Genomic DNA, 16,824 nt, shown 5'->3' on the forward strand with positions numbered 1-16,824 from the left:
GATCCCCAGCCCCCTGCCTTCCCCAGGCCTTCCCCCCACGACCTCTCCCTCCCCTTCCTCCCCCTTCCTCCCCCTTCCTTCCGCCTTCCCTCCCCCTCCCTCCCCGGACCGACCTCGCTCGTGAGCCCCGGCTTTTCCCCGGCCTGACTGGTTTACGACCCTCCGGTGCCCGTCGACGGAACGTTCCGTCGACGGGCGCCGTGCATCCACGGATACCCTTGACAGGTGACCGACGCCCACGAAACCGCAGCAGACAGTTCACTGCGAACCACCGGAGGCGCCCCTCCGGACGACGGCGGATCTGCTACGGAGGCGCCGATCCCGTTGCTGGAGCCGCGTGAGGGCATTCCGCCCGTGATCGCGGACGAGGCTGCCCTCGCCGAAGTGATCGCCGCCTTCGCCGCCGGCTCCGGCCCCGTCGCCGTCGACGCCGAGCGCGCCTCCGGCTACCGCTACGGACAGCGCGCCTATCTGGTGCAGCTGCGCCGCGAGGGCGCCGGCAGCGCCCTGATCGACCCCGTCGCCTGCCCCGACCTCTCGGGTCTGGGCGAGGCGCTGTCCGGCGTGGAGTGGGTGCTGCACGCCGCCACCCAGGACCTGCCCTGCCTGCGCGAAATAGGCATGGTGCCCACCCGGCTGTTCGACACCGAGCTGGCCGGCCGGATCGCCGGCTTCCCGCGGGTCGGCCTCGGCGCCATGGTCGAGAACGTCCTCGGCTTCGTCCTGGAGAAGGGCCACTCCGCCGTCGACTGGTCCACCCGCCCGCTGCCCGAGCCCTGGCTGCGGTACGCCGCGCTGGACGTCGAGCTGCTGGTCGACCTGCGCGACGCGCTGGAGAAGGAGCTGGACCGGCAGGGCAAGCTGGAGTGGGCCCGGCAGGAGTTCGACGCGATCGCGTCGGCACCGCCGCCGGAGCCCCGCAAGGACCCCTGGCGGCGTACGTCCGGCATGCACAAGGTGCGCCGCCGGCGGCAGCTCGCCGTGGTGCGGGAGCTGTGGGAGGCCCGCGACCGGATCGCCCAGCGGCGGGACGTGTCGCCGGGCAAGGTGCTCTCCGACGCGGCCATCGTGGAGGCCGCGCTGGCCCTGCCGGGCAATGTGCACGCCCTGTCCGCGCTGAACGGGTTCGGGCACCGGATGGGCCGGCGGCAGCTGGAGCAGTGGCAGGCGGCCGTGGACCGGGCCAAGGCGTTGTCCGAGTCGCAGCTGCCGCAGCCGGGGCAGCCGGTGACCGGGCCCCCGCCGCCCAGGGCGTGGGCCGACAAGGACCCGGCGGCGGCGGCCCGGCTGTCCGCCGCACGGGCGAAGGTCACCGGGCTGGCCGAACAGCTCAATCTCCCGCAGGAGAACCTGATCGCCCCGGACGCCGTGCGGCGGGTGTGCTGGGAGCCGCCCAAGTCCGCCGACGCCGAGGGGGTCGCCCAGGCGTTGGCGGGGCACGGGGCCCGGCCCTGGCAGGTGGAGCTGGTGACGCCGGTCCTGGTGGAGGCGCTGTCGGCCGGGACGCCGTAGGGCGCTACTTCGTCGCCCCCCTCATGAAGCCGTTGTAGATGAACCGCTGGAGCAGCAGGAAGACGATCAGAGTCGGCAGGATCACCAGGACCGCTCCTGCCGAGATCGTCTCCCAGTGCGCGCCGAACGGGCCGCGGAAGCGGAACAGCGACGTCGAGATCACGCCAAGGTCCTCGGACGGCATGTAGAGGAAGGGGATGTAGAAGTCGTTGTAGACGGTGATCCCCTTGACGATGACGACCGTGGCGATCGCCGGCTTCAGCAGCGGGAAGATGATCCTGCGGTAGATCGTGAAGGCGCCGGCTCCGTCGAGGCGGGCGGACTCGTCCAGGGAGACCGGGATGGACCGGACGAACTGCAGGAAGATGTAGATCGAGACGATGTCCGTGCCCATGTAGAGCACGACCGGCGCCCAGCGGGAGTCGAACATCCCGAGGCTGTTGACGATCTGGAAGGTCGCCACCTGGGTGGTGACTCCGGGGACCAGCGCGGCGACCAGGAAGAGCGCCAGCACCAGCTTGCGGAAGCGGAACCGGAAGCGGTCGATCGCGTACGCCGTCATGGAGCCGATGAGCACGGTCCCGCCGATGGCGAAGAGCAGGATGAAGGCCGTGTTGCCGAACGCGGTGAGCATCCGGCCGTCCTGGAACGCCGTCACGTAGTTGGCGAGGTGGAACAGGTCGTCCGGCGGGGTCAGTGCCCCGCTGCCGTCCGCCATCTCCTGCTCGGTCTTGAGGGAGGTCAGCAGGACGACGGCCAGCGGCAGCAGGACCACCAGGGTCGCGAGGACCAGCGACAGGTACACCAGGGCGCGGGCCACCACGCGGCGGGTCATACGAGGTCCACCCTCTCGTCGGGGACGAGGCGGCGCTGCACCCAGGTCACCAGCAGGATGATCAGCAGCAGCACGACGGCCGCCGCGGAGGCGAGCCCCGTCTTGTTGAACTGGAAGGCCAGCTTCACGGTCTGGATCACGAAGGTCTCGGTGCCGGTCGCGCCGCCGGTCATGATGTACGGGATCTCGAAGGCCGACAGCGAGCCGGAGACCGACAGGATCACGGTGAGGGTCAGGACCGGCTTGATGCCGGGCGCGATGATGTGCCGGAACTGCTGCCAGCGGTTCGCCCCGTCCAGTTCGGCCGCCTCGTACAGCTCGCCCGGGATGGACTGGATGGCGCCGAGGAAGAGGACGAAGTTCAGGCCCAGGTAGCGCCAGACGGAGACACCCGCGAGCGAGGTGTTCGCCGAGGCCGGGTCGCCCAGCCAGGCGTGGTCGGGGTCGGCGCCGAACAGGCCGAGCACCGAGTCGAGGGTGCCGCCATCCTGGAAGAAGTAGAGGAAGACGAAGCCGATCGCGACCCCGTTGATCAGGTACGGGAAGAACAGCACGCCCTTGAAGAAGTTCCGGAAGCGCACGTCGAAGCTGAGCACGGTCGCGAACCAGAGCGCGGCGACGATCTGCACCGCGGAGGCGGCGAGGTAGTAGCCGGAGACGAAGAAGACCTGGAAGAGCTCCTCGCGGGTGAAGATCTCCACGTAGTTCCCGGCGCCGGTGTAGCTCAGCTCGGGGCTGACGCCGTCCCAGTCGGTGAAGCTGTACGCGACCATGTTGGCGATCGGCGCGTAGGTGAAGGTGATCAGCAGTGCCAGCGGGGCGATCAGGAACAGCCAGGGGGTGACGCCCCGCCGCATCCGGGTCCGGCGCGGCGCCGGGGCGGGCAGCGGCGGCGCGGGCGCGGCGACGGCCCGGTCCGGCGCCTTCGCGGTGAGGTCGGTCATCAGGACCCCAGGGACTTCTGCGTCTCGGTCCAGCGCTCGCCCAGCTCGTCGAGGAAGGCGTCCAGGCTGCCGTCCCTGGCGCCGCGGGCGAGGTCGATCAGGTCCTGGCGGTAGTCCGGCTTGTAGATGCCGACCTCGGACCGGTTGTCGATCGCCTTGACCTCGGCGCCGGCGGAGTCGTCCAGCTCGATGAGCTTCACACCGGCCTCCTCGTACGGCTTCAGCACCTCGGGCAGGGGCGCGTCCTGGAGCGGGGAGATGGCGAGGTTGTCCTCGACGTAGCCGGACTCGTCGGTGAACCAGTCGATCCAGGCGCGGGCCGCCTCCTTGTGGTCGGAGTGGATGTTGACGGCCTGGTTGTAGTCCGGGGCGAGGACCGCGCAGAACTCGCCGTCCACCTGGGCGGGGAACGGCATGAAGCCGATGTCGTCGGGGCTGACGCCGGCCTTGCGGGCGGCGTCCTGGAACTGGACGAGGGCCCAGGTGCCGAGCCACTGGGTGGCGATCTCGCCCTTGGCCAGCCGGGCCTTGGAGGCCTCCCAGTTGGTGGTGGTGGGGTCCTTCTCGGCGAGGCCGCGGGCCACGATGTCGTGCAGCAGGGTGTCGGCGACGCGCAGGTCGGCGCCCTCGGCCCAGGGGTTGCCCTCGGCCAGCTCGGTGGAGGCCCGGGTGTCGCAGCCGACGGAGCCGTTGACCGAGGTCCAGGAGGTCAGCGGCCACTGGGCGGCGAAGTTGGTGTAGTACGGGACGGCGTCGGTGCGGTCCTTGACGGCCTGGAGGCCGGCCAGGAAGGCGTCGGGCGTGGTGGGCCACTCGGTGACGCCGGCCTCGCGCCAGACGCGCTTGTTGTAGACGAAGCCGGGCATCACGCCGATGGGGCTCTGCCCGTAGACCTTGCCGTCGACGGCCGTGTAGTCGGTGAAACGGTACTTCTCGCCGCGTTCGGCCTCGGTCCCCAGCGAGGCGAAGAACTTCGGGTAGTCGGCCTTCTCGATGACCGTGGGGATCATCAGGACGTCGCCGTAGTTCTCCGTGTTCATCCGGATCTTGACCTCGGCCTCGTAGTTGGTGAGGGACTGGAACTCCACCTTCACCTTCGGGTAGGTCCTGTTGAACTCGGCGGCGTACTTCTTCAGCGTGCCGTTCTGCACCAGGTCGGTGCGCTGGGTGAGGACGGTGATGGTCCCGCTCACCTCGGCCGGGTCGTCGGGGGCCTTGGCCTCCGCGCCCTTCGTACTGCCTCCGGTTCCGGTGCAGGCGGAGAGCAGCAGGGCGGCCGCTGCGGCGGTGAGGGCGGTGCGGCGGTTCATGTGCGGCTCCGTTCTCGGGACGGACGAGCACGTGCGGGTTGGCTGGTTTCGGCACTCTGACAGCGCTTTCTCAACCGGTAAAGTCCCAATTCCGCCAAGGATGTAGGCGCAATACAACACAAAAACCCCACTCCGGTGTGGACCGGTTTAGGAGGAGCGCATGCGGCGGAGGTGGCGTTCACCGTGGCGCGGCGGGCGGTGACGGCGGTGCCCGTGCCGGACGGGCTGGAACCGGCCGGGCCGAAGGAGTTCCTGGTGGCCGACGCGGCCGGGCCGCGCGCCGTGCGCTTCCCGGTGCCGGACCGCGAGATCCCGTACCCGCGCCCGGAGTTCGAGGTGGCGCTGGTGCCGGGCGGGGTGGAGGTGACGGCCCGGACCCTGGTGCGAGATCTGCTGCTCCAGGCCGACCGGCCGGACCCGGCGGCGCGGGCCGATCGCGGGCTGGTGACGCCGCTGCCGGGCGAACGGGTGACCATCGGGGTCACGGGCTGGGAGAATCCTGACGCGGCCGCCGTCCGGTCCGCCCTGTACTGCATGGAGCCCTCTCGATGACAGCCCTTCATGGTCCTCGCGTCACCATCAAGGACGTCGCCGCGCGCGCCGGTGTCTCCAAGGGTGCCGTCTCGCTCGCCTTCAACCACAAGCCGGGGCTGTCGGAGGCGACCCGGGAGCGGATCTTCCAGGCCGCCCGGGAGCTGGGCTGGGCGCCCAGTCTGACCGCGCGGTCGCTGGCCGGGGCGCGGGTGGACGTGGTGGGGCTGGCGATCTGCCGGCCGGCCCGGATGCTGGGCCTGGAGCCGTTCTACATGGAGTTCGTCTCGGGCGTGGAGAGCGTGCTGACCGAGCACTCCTGTTCGCTGCTGCTGCGGCTGGTGAAGAACCTGGAGGAGGAGGCCGGGCTGCTGGAGACCTGGTGGAAGGGCCGGCAGATCGGTGGCTCGATCCTGGTCGACTTCCGCGCGGACGACCCCCGGGTGCCGGTGGCGGAGCGGCTCGGGCTGCCGGTGGTCGCCGTCGGGCATCCGTCGCTGACCGGCTCGCTGACCTCGGTGTGGACCGACGACACCACCGCCGTCGGCGAGGCGGTGCGGTATCTGGCGGCGCTGGGGCACCGGCGGATCGCCCGGGTGGGCGGCGCGGCCTCCCTCGGGCACACGGCGCTGCGCACGGCCGCGTTCGACGAGGCGGCGCGGGAGCTGGGGCTGGCCGGGGCGTGGCAGGTGGCGACCGACTTCTCCGGCGAGGCGGGCGCCAGGGCCACGCGGTCCCTGCTGACGGCGTCCTCGCCGGACCGGCCGACGGCCATCCTCTACGACAACGACATCATGGCGGTCGCGGGCCTGTCGGTGGCGTCGGAGATGGGACTGCGGGTGCCGGAGGACGTGTCGCTGCTGGCGTGGGACGACTCGCAGCTGTGCCGGCTGACGCATCCGACGCTGTCCGCGATGAGCCATGACGTGCACGGGTTCGGCGCGGAGGTGGCGCGGACGCTGTTCGGGGTGATCACCGGGGAGGGTCCCGGGTCACACCCGGTGCCGACGCCCGTGCTGGCGCCCCGGGGGTCGACGGCCCCGCCGAAGGCATGACGGCGGGGTGTGACGTTCGCCGCTTGGGGCGGGGGGACTGGGCAGTCACATTACCCATGAGTAGCATGGGCCTGAGCGCGCGCTCAGCGCATGCGTGCCGCAGCAGTGCCACCCCGCACCCTGGAGGAGAGCCATCGTGCCTCGTACCGTCAGGGACGTCGTCTTCGTAGACGGCGTCCGCACCCCGTTCGGCAAGGCGGGCCCGAAGGGCATCTACCACGAGACCCGCGCCGACGACCTCGTCGTGAAGGCGATCCGGGAGCTGCTGCGCCGCAACCCCGGCCTGGACCCCAAGAAGATCGACGAGGTCGCCATCGCCGCGACCACCCAGATCGGTGACCAGGGCCTGACCATCGGCCGCACGGCCGGCATCCTCGCGGGTCTGCCGCAGTCCGTCCCCGGCTACTCCATCGACCGCATGTGCGCGGGCGCCCTGACCGCCGTCACCACGGTGGCCGGCTCCGTCGCCTTCGGCGCCTACGACATCGCCATCGCCGGCGGTGTCGAGCACATGGGCCGCCACCCGATGGGCGAGGGCGTCGACCCGAACCCGCGGTTCGTCTCCGAGAAGCTGGTCGACGAGTCCGCCCTGTTCATGGGCATGACCGCGGAGAACCTGCACGACCGCTACCCGCAGATCACCAAGCTGCGCGCGGACGAGTACGCGGTCCGCTCCCAGGAGAAGGCCGCCAAGGCGTACGCCAACGGCAAGATCCAGGCCGACCTCGTGCCGGTCTCGGTGCGCCGCACCAACCCCGAGGCCGGTGAGACGGGCTGGGGCCTGGTCACCGCCGACGAGCCGATGCGCCCGGGCACCACCCTGGAGAACCTCTCCGGCCTGAAGACCCCGTTCCGCGTCCACGGCCGGGTCACCGCCGGCAACGCGGCCGGTCTGAACGACGGCGCCACCGCCTCCCTCATCGCCTCCGAGGACTTCGCGCGGGAGCACGGCCTCCCCGTGAAGATGCGCCTGGTCTCCTACTCCTTCGCGGGCGTCGAGCCGGAGGTCATGGGCTACGGCCCGATCCCGGCCACGGAGAAGGCGCTCGCCCAGGCGGGCCTGTCCATCTCCGACATCGGCCTCTTCGAGATCAACGAGGCCTTCGCCGTCCAGGTCCTGGCCTTCCTGGACCACTACGGCATCGCCGACGACGACGAGCGCGTCAACCAGTACGGCGGCGCCATCGCCTTCGGCCACCCGCTCGCCTCCTCCGGCGTCCGTCTGATGACGCAGCTGGCCCGCCAGTTCGAGGAGCAGCCGCACGTCCGCTACGGCCTGACCACCATGTGCGTCGGCTTCGGCATGGGCGCGACGGTCATCTGGGAGAACCCGCACTTCGAGGGGGACAAGTGAGCACCACCACCGAGCTGCTGAAGGGTGCGGCCGAGCTGTTCCCGGACGAGGTCGTCACGTCGGCGCACGTACGCCACTTCGACCTGCCGTTCGGGGCGGGCCGGTTCGCCCTGATCACCCTCGACAACGGGCACGACCACACCAAGCCGACCACCTTCGGCCCCCAGTCGCTGGCGAACCTGGACGCCGCCATCGACCAGGTCCAGAAGGAGGCCTCGGACGGCGAGATCGTCGGCGTCGGCATCACCGGCAAGCCGTTCATCTTCGCCGTCGGCGCCGACCTCAAGGGCGTCGAGCTGCTGAAGGAGTGGGACCACGCCTACGCCATCGGCAAGGGCGGCCACGACGTCTTCAAGCGGCTGTCCGGCCTCGCGGTCCCGACCTTCGCGTACTACAACGGCGCCGCCATGGGCGGTGGCGTCGAGGTCGGCCTGCACTGCACCTACCGCACGGTGTCCGCGGCCCTGCCCGCCTTCTCGCTCCCCGAGGTCTTCCTCGGCCTGGTGCCCGGCTGGGGCGGCTGCACGCTGCTGCCGAACCTGATCGGCGCGGACAAGGCCGTCTCGGTGATCATCGAGAACAGCCTCAACCAGAACAAGCAGCTCAAGGGCAAGCAGGTCTACGAGCTCGGGATCGCCGACGCGCTCTTCGAGGGCGCGGACTTCCTGGAGCAGTCGCTGCTGTGGACGGCGTCCGTCCTCAAGGGCGAGATCGTCATCGACCGCCCGGTGATCGACCGCGGCGAGGCCTGGGACCAGGCCGTCGCCAAGGGCCGCTTCATCGCGGACGGCAAGGTGCACGGCGCGGCCCCGGCCGCCTACCGCGCCCTCGACATCATCGCCGCCGCCAAGAACGGCGACCTCCAGCAGGGCTACGACGCCGAGGACAAGGCGCTCGCCGACCTGATCATGGGCGGTGAACTGCGCTCCGGCATCTACGCCTTCAACCTGGTGCAGAAGCGCGGCAAGCGCCCGGCCGGCGCCCCGGACAAGAGCCTGGCCCGCCCGGTCACCAAGGTGGGCGTCGTGGGCGCGGGCCTGATGGCCTCGCAGCTCGCCCTGCTCTTCCTGCGCCGCCTGGAGGTCCCGGTCGTCCTGACCGACATCGACCAGGAGCGCGTCGACAAGGGTGTGGGCTACGTCCACGCCGAGATCGACAAGCTGCTCGCCAAGGGCCGGGTCAACCAGGACAAGGCCAACCGCCTCAAGGCGCTGGTCAGCGGTGTCCTGGACAAGGCCGAGGGCTTCGCCGACGCGGACTTCATCATCGAGGCCGTGTTCGAGGAGATGGGCGTCAAGCAGCAGGTGTTCGCCGAGGTCGAGGCGGTCGCCCCGGCGCACGCGATCCTCGCCACCAACACCTCCTCGCTGTCCGTCTCCGAGATGGCGTCGAAGCTGAAGCACCCCGAGCGGGTCGTCGGCTTCCACTTCTTCAACCCGGTCGCGATCCTCCCGCTGCTGGAGATCGTCCGCGGCGAGCAGACCGACGACGCCTCTCTGGCCACGGCGTTCGGTGTCGCCAAGAAGCTGAAGAAGACCGCGGTGCTCGTGAAGGACGCCCCGGCGTTCGTCGTGAACCGCATCCTGACGCGCTTCATGGGCGAGATCCAGAACGTCATCGACGAGGGCACCCCCGTCGAGATCGCCGAGAAGGCGGTCGAGCCGCTGGGCCTGCCGATGTCGCCGCTGGTCCTGCTGGAGCTGGTCGGCCCGGCGATCGGGCTGCACGTCTCCGAGACGCTCAACCGGTCCTTCCCGGACCGCTTCACGGTCTCCCCGAACCTCAAGGCGGTCGTCGAGGCGGGCAAGCGCGGCTTCTACGTCTACGACAGCGGCAAGCCCGAGCTGGACCCGGAGGTCGCCGCGCTGCTGAAGCAGGGCGACACCGTCCTGACCGAGGAGCAGGTGCGCGCCCGCGTCCTGGACGCCGTCGCGCAGGAGATCGGCCTGATGCTGGACGAGGGCGTCGTCGCCGAGGCCCAGGACATCGACCTGTGCCTGATCACCGGCGCCGGCTGGCCCTTCCACCTGGGCGGCATCACGCCGTACCTGGACCGCGAGGGCGTCTCCGAGCGGGTGAACGGCAAGCGGTTCCTGGCGCAGGGCGTGGCGAGCGTCCCGGCGTAACCCCGCCATCACGCGCACGAGAGTGCCCCGCACACCGGACGGTGTGCGGGGCACTTCGCGTCGTACGGGTCACACCGTGCGCCAGGCCGCCAGCGCCAGGCCCGGCTCGTCCTTCTGACGGGCCACCCGCAACTCCCCGTCCGGGGTGACCGTCGCGGCCACCACCCGGCCCTCGGCGTCCTCCGCGAGGGCCACCCGGGTCCCCACCGGGAGCTGCGGGCCGGACTCCGTCCACCACAGGCCCGCCGACTCGTCCTCGGTCGGGTACGCGGCGAAGGCGACCCGGCCCGAGGCGGAGCGCTGGGCGAGCAGGGTGCAGTCGTGGCCGTCCAGGACGCAGCGCAGGACGGCGAGGGGACCGGGGCCCGCCGCGGCGAGCAGCGGCACTGGGTCGGCGCCCGGCCGCCAGGCGTACAGCATGCCCTCGGGGTCCGCGAAGAACAGCGTGGTGTGCTCCTTGGACGTGGGCAGGGCGGCCGCCGTGCCCGGCTCGACGCGCACCGGCAGTGGATCGGCGGCCACGGGGCGCGCACCGGGCTCCTCCTGGAGCCAGCGCAGCACGCCCGCCGGACCGACGCCGTACAGCTCCACCCGGCCCGACTCCCCCGTGACGGCGACCAGTTCCTCGTGCACCTTGGAGCCCTTGAGGTCGTGCCAGCCGGTCCAGCCGCCGCGCTCCTTCTGGTTGATGGTGTGCACGCCCTTGCCGCGATTGCCGACGAAGACGTACGCCCGGCCCTGGGCGTCCACGGCCACGGCGGGCCGCCCGGTCCGCGCGCCCTGCTTGTTGGGATGGCCGATCGGCAGCCAGTCGAGCGCGGCGAGATGCGCGCGGAAGTGGGTGGAGTGCACCAGGCCCGCCTCGTCGCCGGTGGTGGGCCGCCAGGAGACCAGATGGGCGTAACCGTCGGCGCCTCGGCCGACGGCGAGTCCGGTGTGCAGGCGCTGCTCCCCGCCCACCGTGCGCCAGGGCGTCCAGTCGCCGCCGGGGTGGCGTTCGGCCCGGCTCAGGACGGCGTCGCCACGGGTGGTGTAGACACCGAGCCGGCCGTCGCGCCCGCGTATGAGCCAGTCGCCGTTCACTGTACTGACCATCGACACGGCCCCACTCTAATCGGGCCCGCGGCGACGCCCGTCCCGCGGCCCCGTGCGACCCTGGGGGCATGACTGCCCCGCTCCTCGTCGTCGTCGACGCCGCCAACGTGGTCGGTTCGGTGCCCGACGGCTGGTGGCGGGACCGGCGCGGCGCGGCCGAACGCCTGCGGGACCGGCTGGCGGTGGACGGCCTGCCGGGACGTCAGGAACCCACCGAGATCGTCCTGGTGGTCGAGGGCGCGGCCCGCGGCGTGGACTCGGTGCCCGGCGTCCGCGTCGAGGCGGCGCCCGGCAGCGGTGACGACCGCATGGTCGAGCTGGTCGCCGCGGCCGGCGACCGCCGCTGCCTGGTGGTCACCGCCGACCGCGAACTGCGCCGCCGGGTGACCGCCCTGGGCGCGGAGGTCGCGGGGCCTCGGACGGTACGCGGCTAGGCGGTGCGGCCGGCGTGCGGGGAACGGCCGATCCTCAGCCCACCCGTCCGTACAGCACCGCCCCGTCCACCCTGCCCACCACCTCGTAGCGGGCGTCGAGCAGCCGGCGCAGGGTCGGCAGGTGTGCGGGGGCGTAGGGCTTGCCGCGGGAGTCGTCGACGATCAGGGGCGGTGCGTGCAGGGCGAGTTCGCGGCGGAAGACCGGCCAGGCGCCGGCCACGGCGTGCTCCTCGCCGACGTGCGCGCCGTCGCGGCCGCCGCTGTAGTTGGTGAGCAGCCCGGCGGTGAGGTAGCGGCTGGCGGGGGTGCGGTCGGCGAGCCAGTACGTCTCCGGGTGCATGCCCCAGATCAGGACGGGTTCGTCGGGCGCGGTGCGGTGCGCGGTGACCGCGGCGAGGCGCTGGGCGTGGGCGAGTTCGCCGCCCGGCGCGGTCAGGCCCCAGGCCAGGAAGACGGCGCAGGCGCCGGCGGAGGTGAGGACGGCGGTCCGCAGCCGTTCGCGCGGGGCGGTCCGCAGCGCCGCGGTCGCCAGCAGGGCGAGCGGCGGCAGGAGTTGCAGGTAGTAGTGGCCGAAGAAGTGGAAGCCGGTCAGCGCCGCGCCCGCCGACGTGGCCAGCCACAGCCACAGGTCGCCGTGGCCGGCGCGGTCGAGGCGCAGTATCCGCACGAGCGGCGGAAGGAGTCCCGCGCAGGCCGCCGCGAGGATCGCCGCGTTGCCCAGGGCGCGGGTGAGGGCGTGCAGCGCGGAGCCGGAGAAGGCGGCGTAGGCCGTGGAGCCGGTGACGGTCCAGAACAGGAAGCCGGACGGGTCGGTGAGCAGGGCCGCCGCCGCGACCGGCAGGACCGCGCCGGCGGCCAGGCGGGGCAGGCCGGTGCGGGCGGCGCCGGAGGTGACGCACAGCCAGACCACCGGCAGCAGCACCGCGCCGCCGGTCTGCTTGGCGAGGACGGCGCAGGCCACGGCGGCGCCCGCCGCGCCCCAGCGGCACCGGTCGGCGCACCACATCGCGGCGGCGGTGCCCGGCAGTATGAACAGTTCGAACCCGGCGGCCTGGGCGTCCTCGGGGTTGAGGCCGATGGAGATCAGCAGGTACAGCACCCCGGCGGTGCGGCCGGCCCGGTCGCCCCAGCGGCGGCGGGCCAGTGCGGCCAGCAGGACGGCGGTGAGCAGCTGGGCGGCGATCGCGAGCACCCGCACGGAGGTCAGCGAGCCGGAGCCGGCCACCGCGAAGGCCGCCTCGTACAGCCAGGGCACCAGCGGCGGTTTGCGGTCCACGACCGTCTCGTACAGCTGTCCGCCGTGTGCCAGTATCCGTGCCTGGACGGCGAGGTAGCCCTCGTCGGGGTTCCACAGCGGCCGGGCGAAGGAGGGCACGCGGGTGACGCAGGCGAGCAGTGCCAGCCCGGGCAGCAGCCGCGCCCAGTAGGCGGGTTCCGCCCGCGGGCCGGTGACGGTACGTGCCGGATGGAGGGGCTCGACGCGCATGCGCCGTACGCTATCCGGCCCCGCACCTCCCGACGAAGCGGGACATACGGGGCCGGTGGCCGAGGATCGTGGTGACCCGCCGTGGTCGGCGGTCGGTCATCGGTCGCGGTGCTCGTGGCCCTCCACGATGTCCTCGGTGGTGGTCTCCTGGTGCCGGCCGAGACGGCTGTGGGAACGGCCGTACAGGAAGTAGACGACGAACCCGGCCGCCATCCAGACCGCGAACCGCACCCAGGTCTCGGCGGGCAGGTTCAGCATCAGCCACAGCGAGGCGCACACCGACAGGATCGGGATGACCGGCACCCACGGCGTGCGGAAGGAGCGGGGCAGGTCGGGGCGGGTCCGGCGGAGGACGATGACGCCGATCGCCACCACCACGAAGGCGAACAGGGTGCCGATGTTCACCAGCGCGGCGAGTTCGTTCAGCGGGGTGAAGCCCGCCAGGATCGCGATGATCACGCCGAGCAGGATGGTCGGACGGTGCGGGGTCCGGAACCGGGGGTGGACGTGCGAGAAGAACCGGGGCAGCAGTCCGTCGCGGCTCATCGCGAAGAACACCCGGGTCTGGCCGAGCAGCAGGATCATGCAGACGGTGGTCAGGCCGACGGCGGCGCCGAAGCTGATGAAGCCCGCGTACCAGGGGTGCCCGGTGGCCTTGAAGGCGTCGGCGAGCGGGGCGCTCTCCGACAGTTCGCTGTAGTGCTGCATACCGGTGACGACGATCGACACCAGGACGTAGAGGGTGGTGCAGATCAGCAGCGAGCCGAGGATGCCGCGCGGCATGTCGCGCTGCGGGTTCCTGGTCTCCTCGGCGGCGGTGGCCACCACGTCGAAGCCGATGAACGCGAAGAAGACGACGGAGGCGGCGGTGAAGATGCCCATCACACCGAAGTTGGAGGGCGCCCAGCCGAACATCAGCTGGATCAGCGGAGCCTGGAGGCTGTCACCGGCCGGCACCGCCTGCGCGTCGGGGACGAACGGGTCGTAGTTGGCGCCGTCGATCAGGAAGGCGCCCGCGATGATCACGACGAGGACGACGGTCACCTTGATGGCGACCACGACCTGGGTGACCCGCGCGGACAGCTTCATGCCGATCACCAGGATCACGGTGAGCAGCAGGACCAGTACGGCGGCGAGGATGTCGAAGCCGAAGCCGTCGGCGCCCTCCCGGCTGCCGAGCGCCGTGGGCAGCTGCCAGCCCGCGTTGTCCATCAGCGACTGGACGTAGCCCGACCAGCCGACGGCCACCACCGCCGTGCCGAGCGCGAACTCGAGGACCAGGTCCCAGCCGATGATCCAGGCGGGCAGCTCGCCCAGGGAGGCGTACGAGAAGGTGTACGCGGAGCCGGCGACCGGGACCGTGGAGGCGAACTCGGCGTAGCAGAGCGCGGCGAGCGCGCAGGCGACGCCTGCCGCGACGAACGCGAGGGCCACCGCGGGGCCCGCGTTGTTCTTGGCGACCGTGCCGGTCAGCACGAAGATGCCGGTGCCGATGATGACACCGACACCGAAGACCGTCAGGTCCAGGGCCGAGAGTGATTTCTTGAGGGCGTGCTCCGGCTCCTCGGTATCGAGGATGGACTGCTCGACCTTCTTCGTCCGGAAGAGGGTGCTGCTCACGGTTACCTCCCACGCTTTGTCGTCCTCGACATGATCGAGAGGGGGCGTTGTGCGCATGCCCCGACGCGGGCGCTTTCACGCGAACGGGCCGGTGCGACCACCCTTCACGGTGCCACCGGTAGCCCGTCCGGACCAGCGGGCGAAGGGACCGCGCGGACCGTCCGCCCGCCCGCGACCGTCGCGGCCACGGAGGGTCGACGCCGTCGCGGCCGCGGAGGGTCGACGCCACCGGCCGCACGTCCGCCGAGATCACCCGACGCCGCGTTGAAGGTGTACGAGGGCGGCTCGCACGGCATCGCGATGGTCGCGGGCGACAAGGAACGCTTCGAGCAGGACCTGCTGGAGTTTTTGCGCCGCTGACCCCGGCCCGGCCCCCGGCACACCCCGGCCCTCCCCCGCGGCGCGGACGCGTCGCGGGGGAGGGCCGGGTGGCGGTCGGGGCGGTCAGTCGCGGGCCGGCTCGGCCTCGGCCGCCGTGGCGCGGTCGGAGGAGGAGCCCGCGCCCGCGCGGAGCCGGGAGTGGGGCTGGCCGTCGAGCTTGGAGACCAGGCCGGTCACCTGGCGGGCGATGTCCGGCGCGGTGAGGCCGATCTCGGCCATGACCTCGGCGCGCGAGGCGTGGTCGAGGAAGCGCGGCGGGATGCCGAAGTCGCGCAGCGGCAGGTCGACGCCCGCGTCCCGCAGGGCCTGCGAGACGGCCGCGCCGACACCGCCGACGCGGGAGTTGTCCTCGACGGTGACGACGACCCGGTGCCGCTCGGCGAGCGGGGCCAGCGCCTCGTCCACCGGCTTGACCCAGCGCGGGTCGACGACGGTGGTGGAGATGCCCTGCCGGTCGAGCAGGCCGGCGATCTCCAGGCACATCGGGGCCAGCGCGCCGACCGAGACCAGCAGCACGTCCGGCCGGTCCGTGCCGGGCTCGCGCAGCACGTCCATGCCGCCCACCCGCCGCACGGCCGGTACGGCGGGGCCGACGACGCCCTTGGAGTAGCGCAGCACGGTCGGCGCGTCGTCGACGTCGACGGCCTCGCGCAACTGGGCGCGCAGTTGCTCGGCGTCGCGCGGGGCGGCGATCCGCAGGCCGGGGACGACCTGGAGCATCGACATGTCCCACATGCCGTTGTGCGAGGCGCCGTCGTCGCCGGTGACGCCGGCGCGGTCGAGGACGAACGTCACCCCGCACCTGTGCAGGGCCACGTCCATGAGGACCTGGTCGAAGGCGCGGTTGAGGAAGGTGGCGTACACCGCGAAGACCGGGTGCAGTCCGCCGGTGGCGAGGCCGGCCGCGGAGACGGCGGCGTGCTGCTCGGCGATGCCGACGTCGTAGATCCGGTCCGGGAAGGTGTCCGCGAACTTCTTCAGGCCGACCGGCTGGAGCATCGCCGCGGTGATGGCGACGATGTCGTCCCGCTCCTTGCCGAGCTTCACCATCTCGTCACCGAAGACGGAGGTCCAGCTGGCGGCGGCGGCCTTGATGGGCAGGCCGGTGTCGGGGTGGATGGGGCCGATGCCGTGGAAGCGGTCGGCCTCGTCCTGCTCGGCGGGCTCGTAGCCGCGGCCCTTCTCGGTGAGGCAGTGCACGATGACCGGGCCGCCGAACCGCTTGGCGCGGGCGAGCGCGGACTCCAGGGCCTCCATGTCGTGGCCGTCGATCGGGCCGACGTACTTCAGGCCGAGGTCCTCGAACATGCCCTGCGGCGCGATGAAGTCCTTCAGGCCCTTCTTGGCGCCGTGCAGGGTCTCGTAGAGCGGCTTGCCGAGGACCGGGGTGCGCTCCAGGACCTGCTTGGTGCGGGCCAGGAAGCGTTCGTAGCCGTCGGTGGTGCGCAGGGTCGCGAGGTGGTTGGCGAGGCCGCCGATGGTCGGCGCGTAGGAGCGCTCGTTGTCGTTGACGACGATGACCAGCGGGCGGTCCTTGGCGTCGGCGATGTTGTTCAGCGCCTCCCAGGCCATACCGCCGGTGAGGGCGCCGTCACCGATGACGGCGACGACGTGGCTGTCGCGTTTTCTGAGCTGGTTGGCCTTGGCGAGGCCGTCGGCCCAGCCGAGCACCGTGGAGGCGTGGCTGTTCTCGATGACGTCGTGGTCGGACTCGGCCCGCGAGGGGTAGCCCGAAAGGCCGCCCTTGCTGCGCAGTCCGGTGAAGTCCTGGCGGCCGGTGAGCAGCTTGTGGACGTAGGCCTGGTGGCCGGTGTCCCACAGCACCTTGTCCTTCGGCGAGTCGAAGACCCGGTGCAGGGCGATGGTGAGTTCCACCACGCCGAGGTTGGGACCCAGGTGGCCGCCGGTCTTGGCGACCGCGTCGACGAGGAAGGTCCGGATCTCCTCTGCCAGCTGGACGAGCTCCTCCTGGCTGAGCCGGTCCAGATCGCGCGGTCCCGTGATGCGGGTCAGCAGCGGCACCCGTGCCTCCTTGCAGTAGAGCTGATCGAGCTGTTGCCGGGCTTGTCGAGTCTAATGTTCCGCCTCTGGGCCCGACGCCCGGGCGGTGCGTCGTACGTCACGGGTTCGGCTCTACCCAT

12 protein-coding genes and 2 pseudogenes are annotated in these 16,824 nt (G+C 71.8%); 7 read left to right on the plus strand and 7 right to left on the minus strand.

Going from position 1 to position 16,824, the window contains the following annotated elements; translation table 11 throughout:
* Positions 1-225 precede the first annotated feature (225 nt).
* Complete coding sequence (locus ABT232_RS28930; RefSeq protein ID WP_351845148.1) at positions 226-1,512, plus strand: ribonuclease D; 1,287 nt, start codon at positions 226-228, stop codon at positions 1,510-1,512.
* 4 nt (positions 1,513-1,516) lie between these two features.
* Here the strand turns inward: ABT232_RS28930 and ABT232_RS28935 are convergent, their stop codons facing one another.
* Genes ABT232_RS28935 through ABT232_RS28945 form a run of 3 tightly spaced genes read right to left on the minus strand, consistent with a single transcriptional unit; the run spans position 1,517 to position 4,601 of the window.
* Positions 1,517-2,347, minus strand: a complete 831-nt coding sequence (locus ABT232_RS28935) for a carbohydrate ABC transporter permease (RefSeq protein WP_351845150.1) — start codon at positions 2,345-2,347, stop codon at positions 1,517-1,519.
* On the minus strand, positions 2,344-3,291 hold the full coding sequence (locus ABT232_RS28940) for a carbohydrate ABC transporter permease (protein ID WP_351845152.1): 948 nt from the start codon (positions 3,289-3,291) through the stop codon (positions 2,344-2,346). The genes ABT232_RS28935 and ABT232_RS28940 overlap by 4 nt, the downstream gene beginning before the upstream one ends.
* The gene (locus tag ABT232_RS28945) at positions 3,291-4,601 is read right to left on the minus strand and encodes an extracellular solute-binding protein (RefSeq protein WP_351845154.1); all 1,311 of its coding nucleotides are present in this window, start codon (positions 4,599-4,601) and stop codon (positions 3,291-3,293) included. Before ABT232_RS28945 ends, ABT232_RS28940 begins: the two co-directional genes overlap by 1 nt.
* 165 nt (positions 4,602-4,766) lie before the next feature.
* Here ABT232_RS28945 and ABT232_RS28950 point away from each other — a divergent pair.
* The 4 genes and pseudogenes from ABT232_RS28950 to ABT232_RS28965 form a co-directional block, all read left to right on the plus strand.
* Positions 4,767-5,153 (plus strand): annotated as a pseudogene (locus tag ABT232_RS28950) (glycoside hydrolase family 2 protein); the annotation flags it as partial.
* Positions 5,150-6,187, plus strand: a complete 1,038-nt coding sequence (locus tag ABT232_RS28955; protein WP_351845156.1) for a LacI family DNA-binding transcriptional regulator — start codon at positions 5,150-5,152, stop codon at positions 6,185-6,187. The pseudogene ABT232_RS28950 and the gene ABT232_RS28955, both read left to right, overlap by 4 nt.
* Positions 6,188-6,323: 136 nt before the next feature.
* Complete coding sequence (locus tag ABT232_RS28960; RefSeq protein ID WP_351845158.1) at positions 6,324-7,541, plus strand: thiolase family protein; 1,218 nt, start codon at positions 6,324-6,326, stop codon at positions 7,539-7,541.
* Positions 7,538-9,667, plus strand: coding sequence for a 3-hydroxyacyl-CoA dehydrogenase NAD-binding domain-containing protein (locus tag ABT232_RS28965; protein ID WP_351845160.1), 2,130 nt, complete (start codon positions 7,538-7,540; stop codon positions 9,665-9,667). Before ABT232_RS28960 ends, ABT232_RS28965 begins: the two co-directional genes overlap by 4 nt.
* 69 nt (positions 9,668-9,736) lie before the next feature.
* On the opposite strand, the gene ABT232_RS28970 is transcribed toward ABT232_RS28965, so the two are convergent.
* Complete coding sequence (locus tag ABT232_RS28970) at positions 9,737-10,762, minus strand: DUF8189 domain-containing protein (protein WP_351845206.1); 1,026 nt, start codon at positions 10,760-10,762, stop codon at positions 9,737-9,739.
* A gap of 68 nt (positions 10,763-10,830) precedes the next feature.
* Between ABT232_RS28970 and ABT232_RS28975 the strand changes: the two genes are divergently transcribed.
* On the plus strand, positions 10,831-11,196 hold the full coding sequence (locus tag ABT232_RS28975; RefSeq protein ID WP_351845162.1) for an NTP pyrophosphohydrolase: 366 nt from the start codon (positions 10,831-10,833) through the stop codon (positions 11,194-11,196).
* Positions 11,197-11,230: 34 nt separating this feature from the next.
* Here the strand turns inward: ABT232_RS28975 and ABT232_RS28980 are convergent, their stop codons facing one another.
* Entirely contained in the window at positions 11,231-12,682 is a 1,452-nt protein-coding gene (locus ABT232_RS28980) for a glycosyltransferase family 39 protein (protein ID WP_351845164.1), read from the minus strand.
* Between the two features lie 96 nt (positions 12,683-12,778).
* A complete protein-coding gene (locus tag ABT232_RS28985; protein ID WP_351845166.1) occupies positions 12,779-14,302 on the minus strand; it encodes an amino acid permease in 1,524 nt (507 codons plus the stop codon).
* 218 nt (positions 14,303-14,520) lie between these two features.
* Between ABT232_RS28985 and ABT232_RS28990 the strand changes: the two are divergent.
* Positions 14,521-14,662, plus strand: a pseudogene (locus ABT232_RS28990) (alpha/beta fold hydrolase); the annotation flags it as partial.
* An 84-nt stretch (positions 14,663-14,746) separates the two neighbouring features.
* Here ABT232_RS28990 and dxs read toward each other — a convergent pair.
* A complete protein-coding gene (gene dxs / locus ABT232_RS28995) occupies positions 14,747-16,705 on the minus strand; it encodes a 1-deoxy-D-xylulose-5-phosphate synthase (protein ID WP_351845168.1) in 1,959 nt (652 codons plus the stop codon).
* Positions 16,706-16,824: the final 119 nt, after the last annotated feature.

The organism is Streptomyces sp. NPDC001532 (assembly GCF_040298625.1).
Classification (GTDB): Bacteria; Actinomycetota; Actinomycetes; order Streptomycetales; family Streptomycetaceae; genus Streptomyces.

What these genes read in the sequence shown, in the direction of transcription:
- ABT232_RS28970 (WP_351845206.1), bottom strand. Translation starts at nt 10,762, where the DNA reads ATGGTCAGTACAGTGAACGGCGACTGGCTCATACGCGGGCGCGACGGC.
- ABT232_RS28940 (WP_351845152.1), bottom strand. Translation starts at nt 3,291, where the DNA reads ATGACCGACCTCACCGCGAAGGCGCCGGACCGGGCCGTCGCCGCGCCC.
- ABT232_RS28975 (WP_351845162.1), top strand. Translation starts at nt 10,831, where the DNA reads ATGACTGCCCCGCTCCTCGTCGTCGTCGACGCCGCCAACGTGGTCGGT.
- ABT232_RS28935 (WP_351845150.1), bottom strand. Translation starts at nt 2,347, where the DNA reads ATGACCCGCCGCGTGGTGGCCCGCGCCCTGGTGTACCTGTCGCTGGTC.
- ABT232_RS28980 (WP_351845164.1), bottom strand. Translation starts at nt 12,682, where the DNA reads ATGCGCGTCGAGCCCCTCCATCCGGCACGTACCGTCACCGGCCCGCGG.
- ABT232_RS28955 (WP_351845156.1), top strand. Translation starts at nt 5,150, where the DNA reads ATGACAGCCCTTCATGGTCCTCGCGTCACCATCAAGGACGTCGCCGCG.
- ABT232_RS28945 (WP_351845154.1), bottom strand. Translation starts at nt 4,601, where the DNA reads ATGAACCGCCGCACCGCCCTCACCGCCGCAGCGGCCGCCCTGCTGCTC.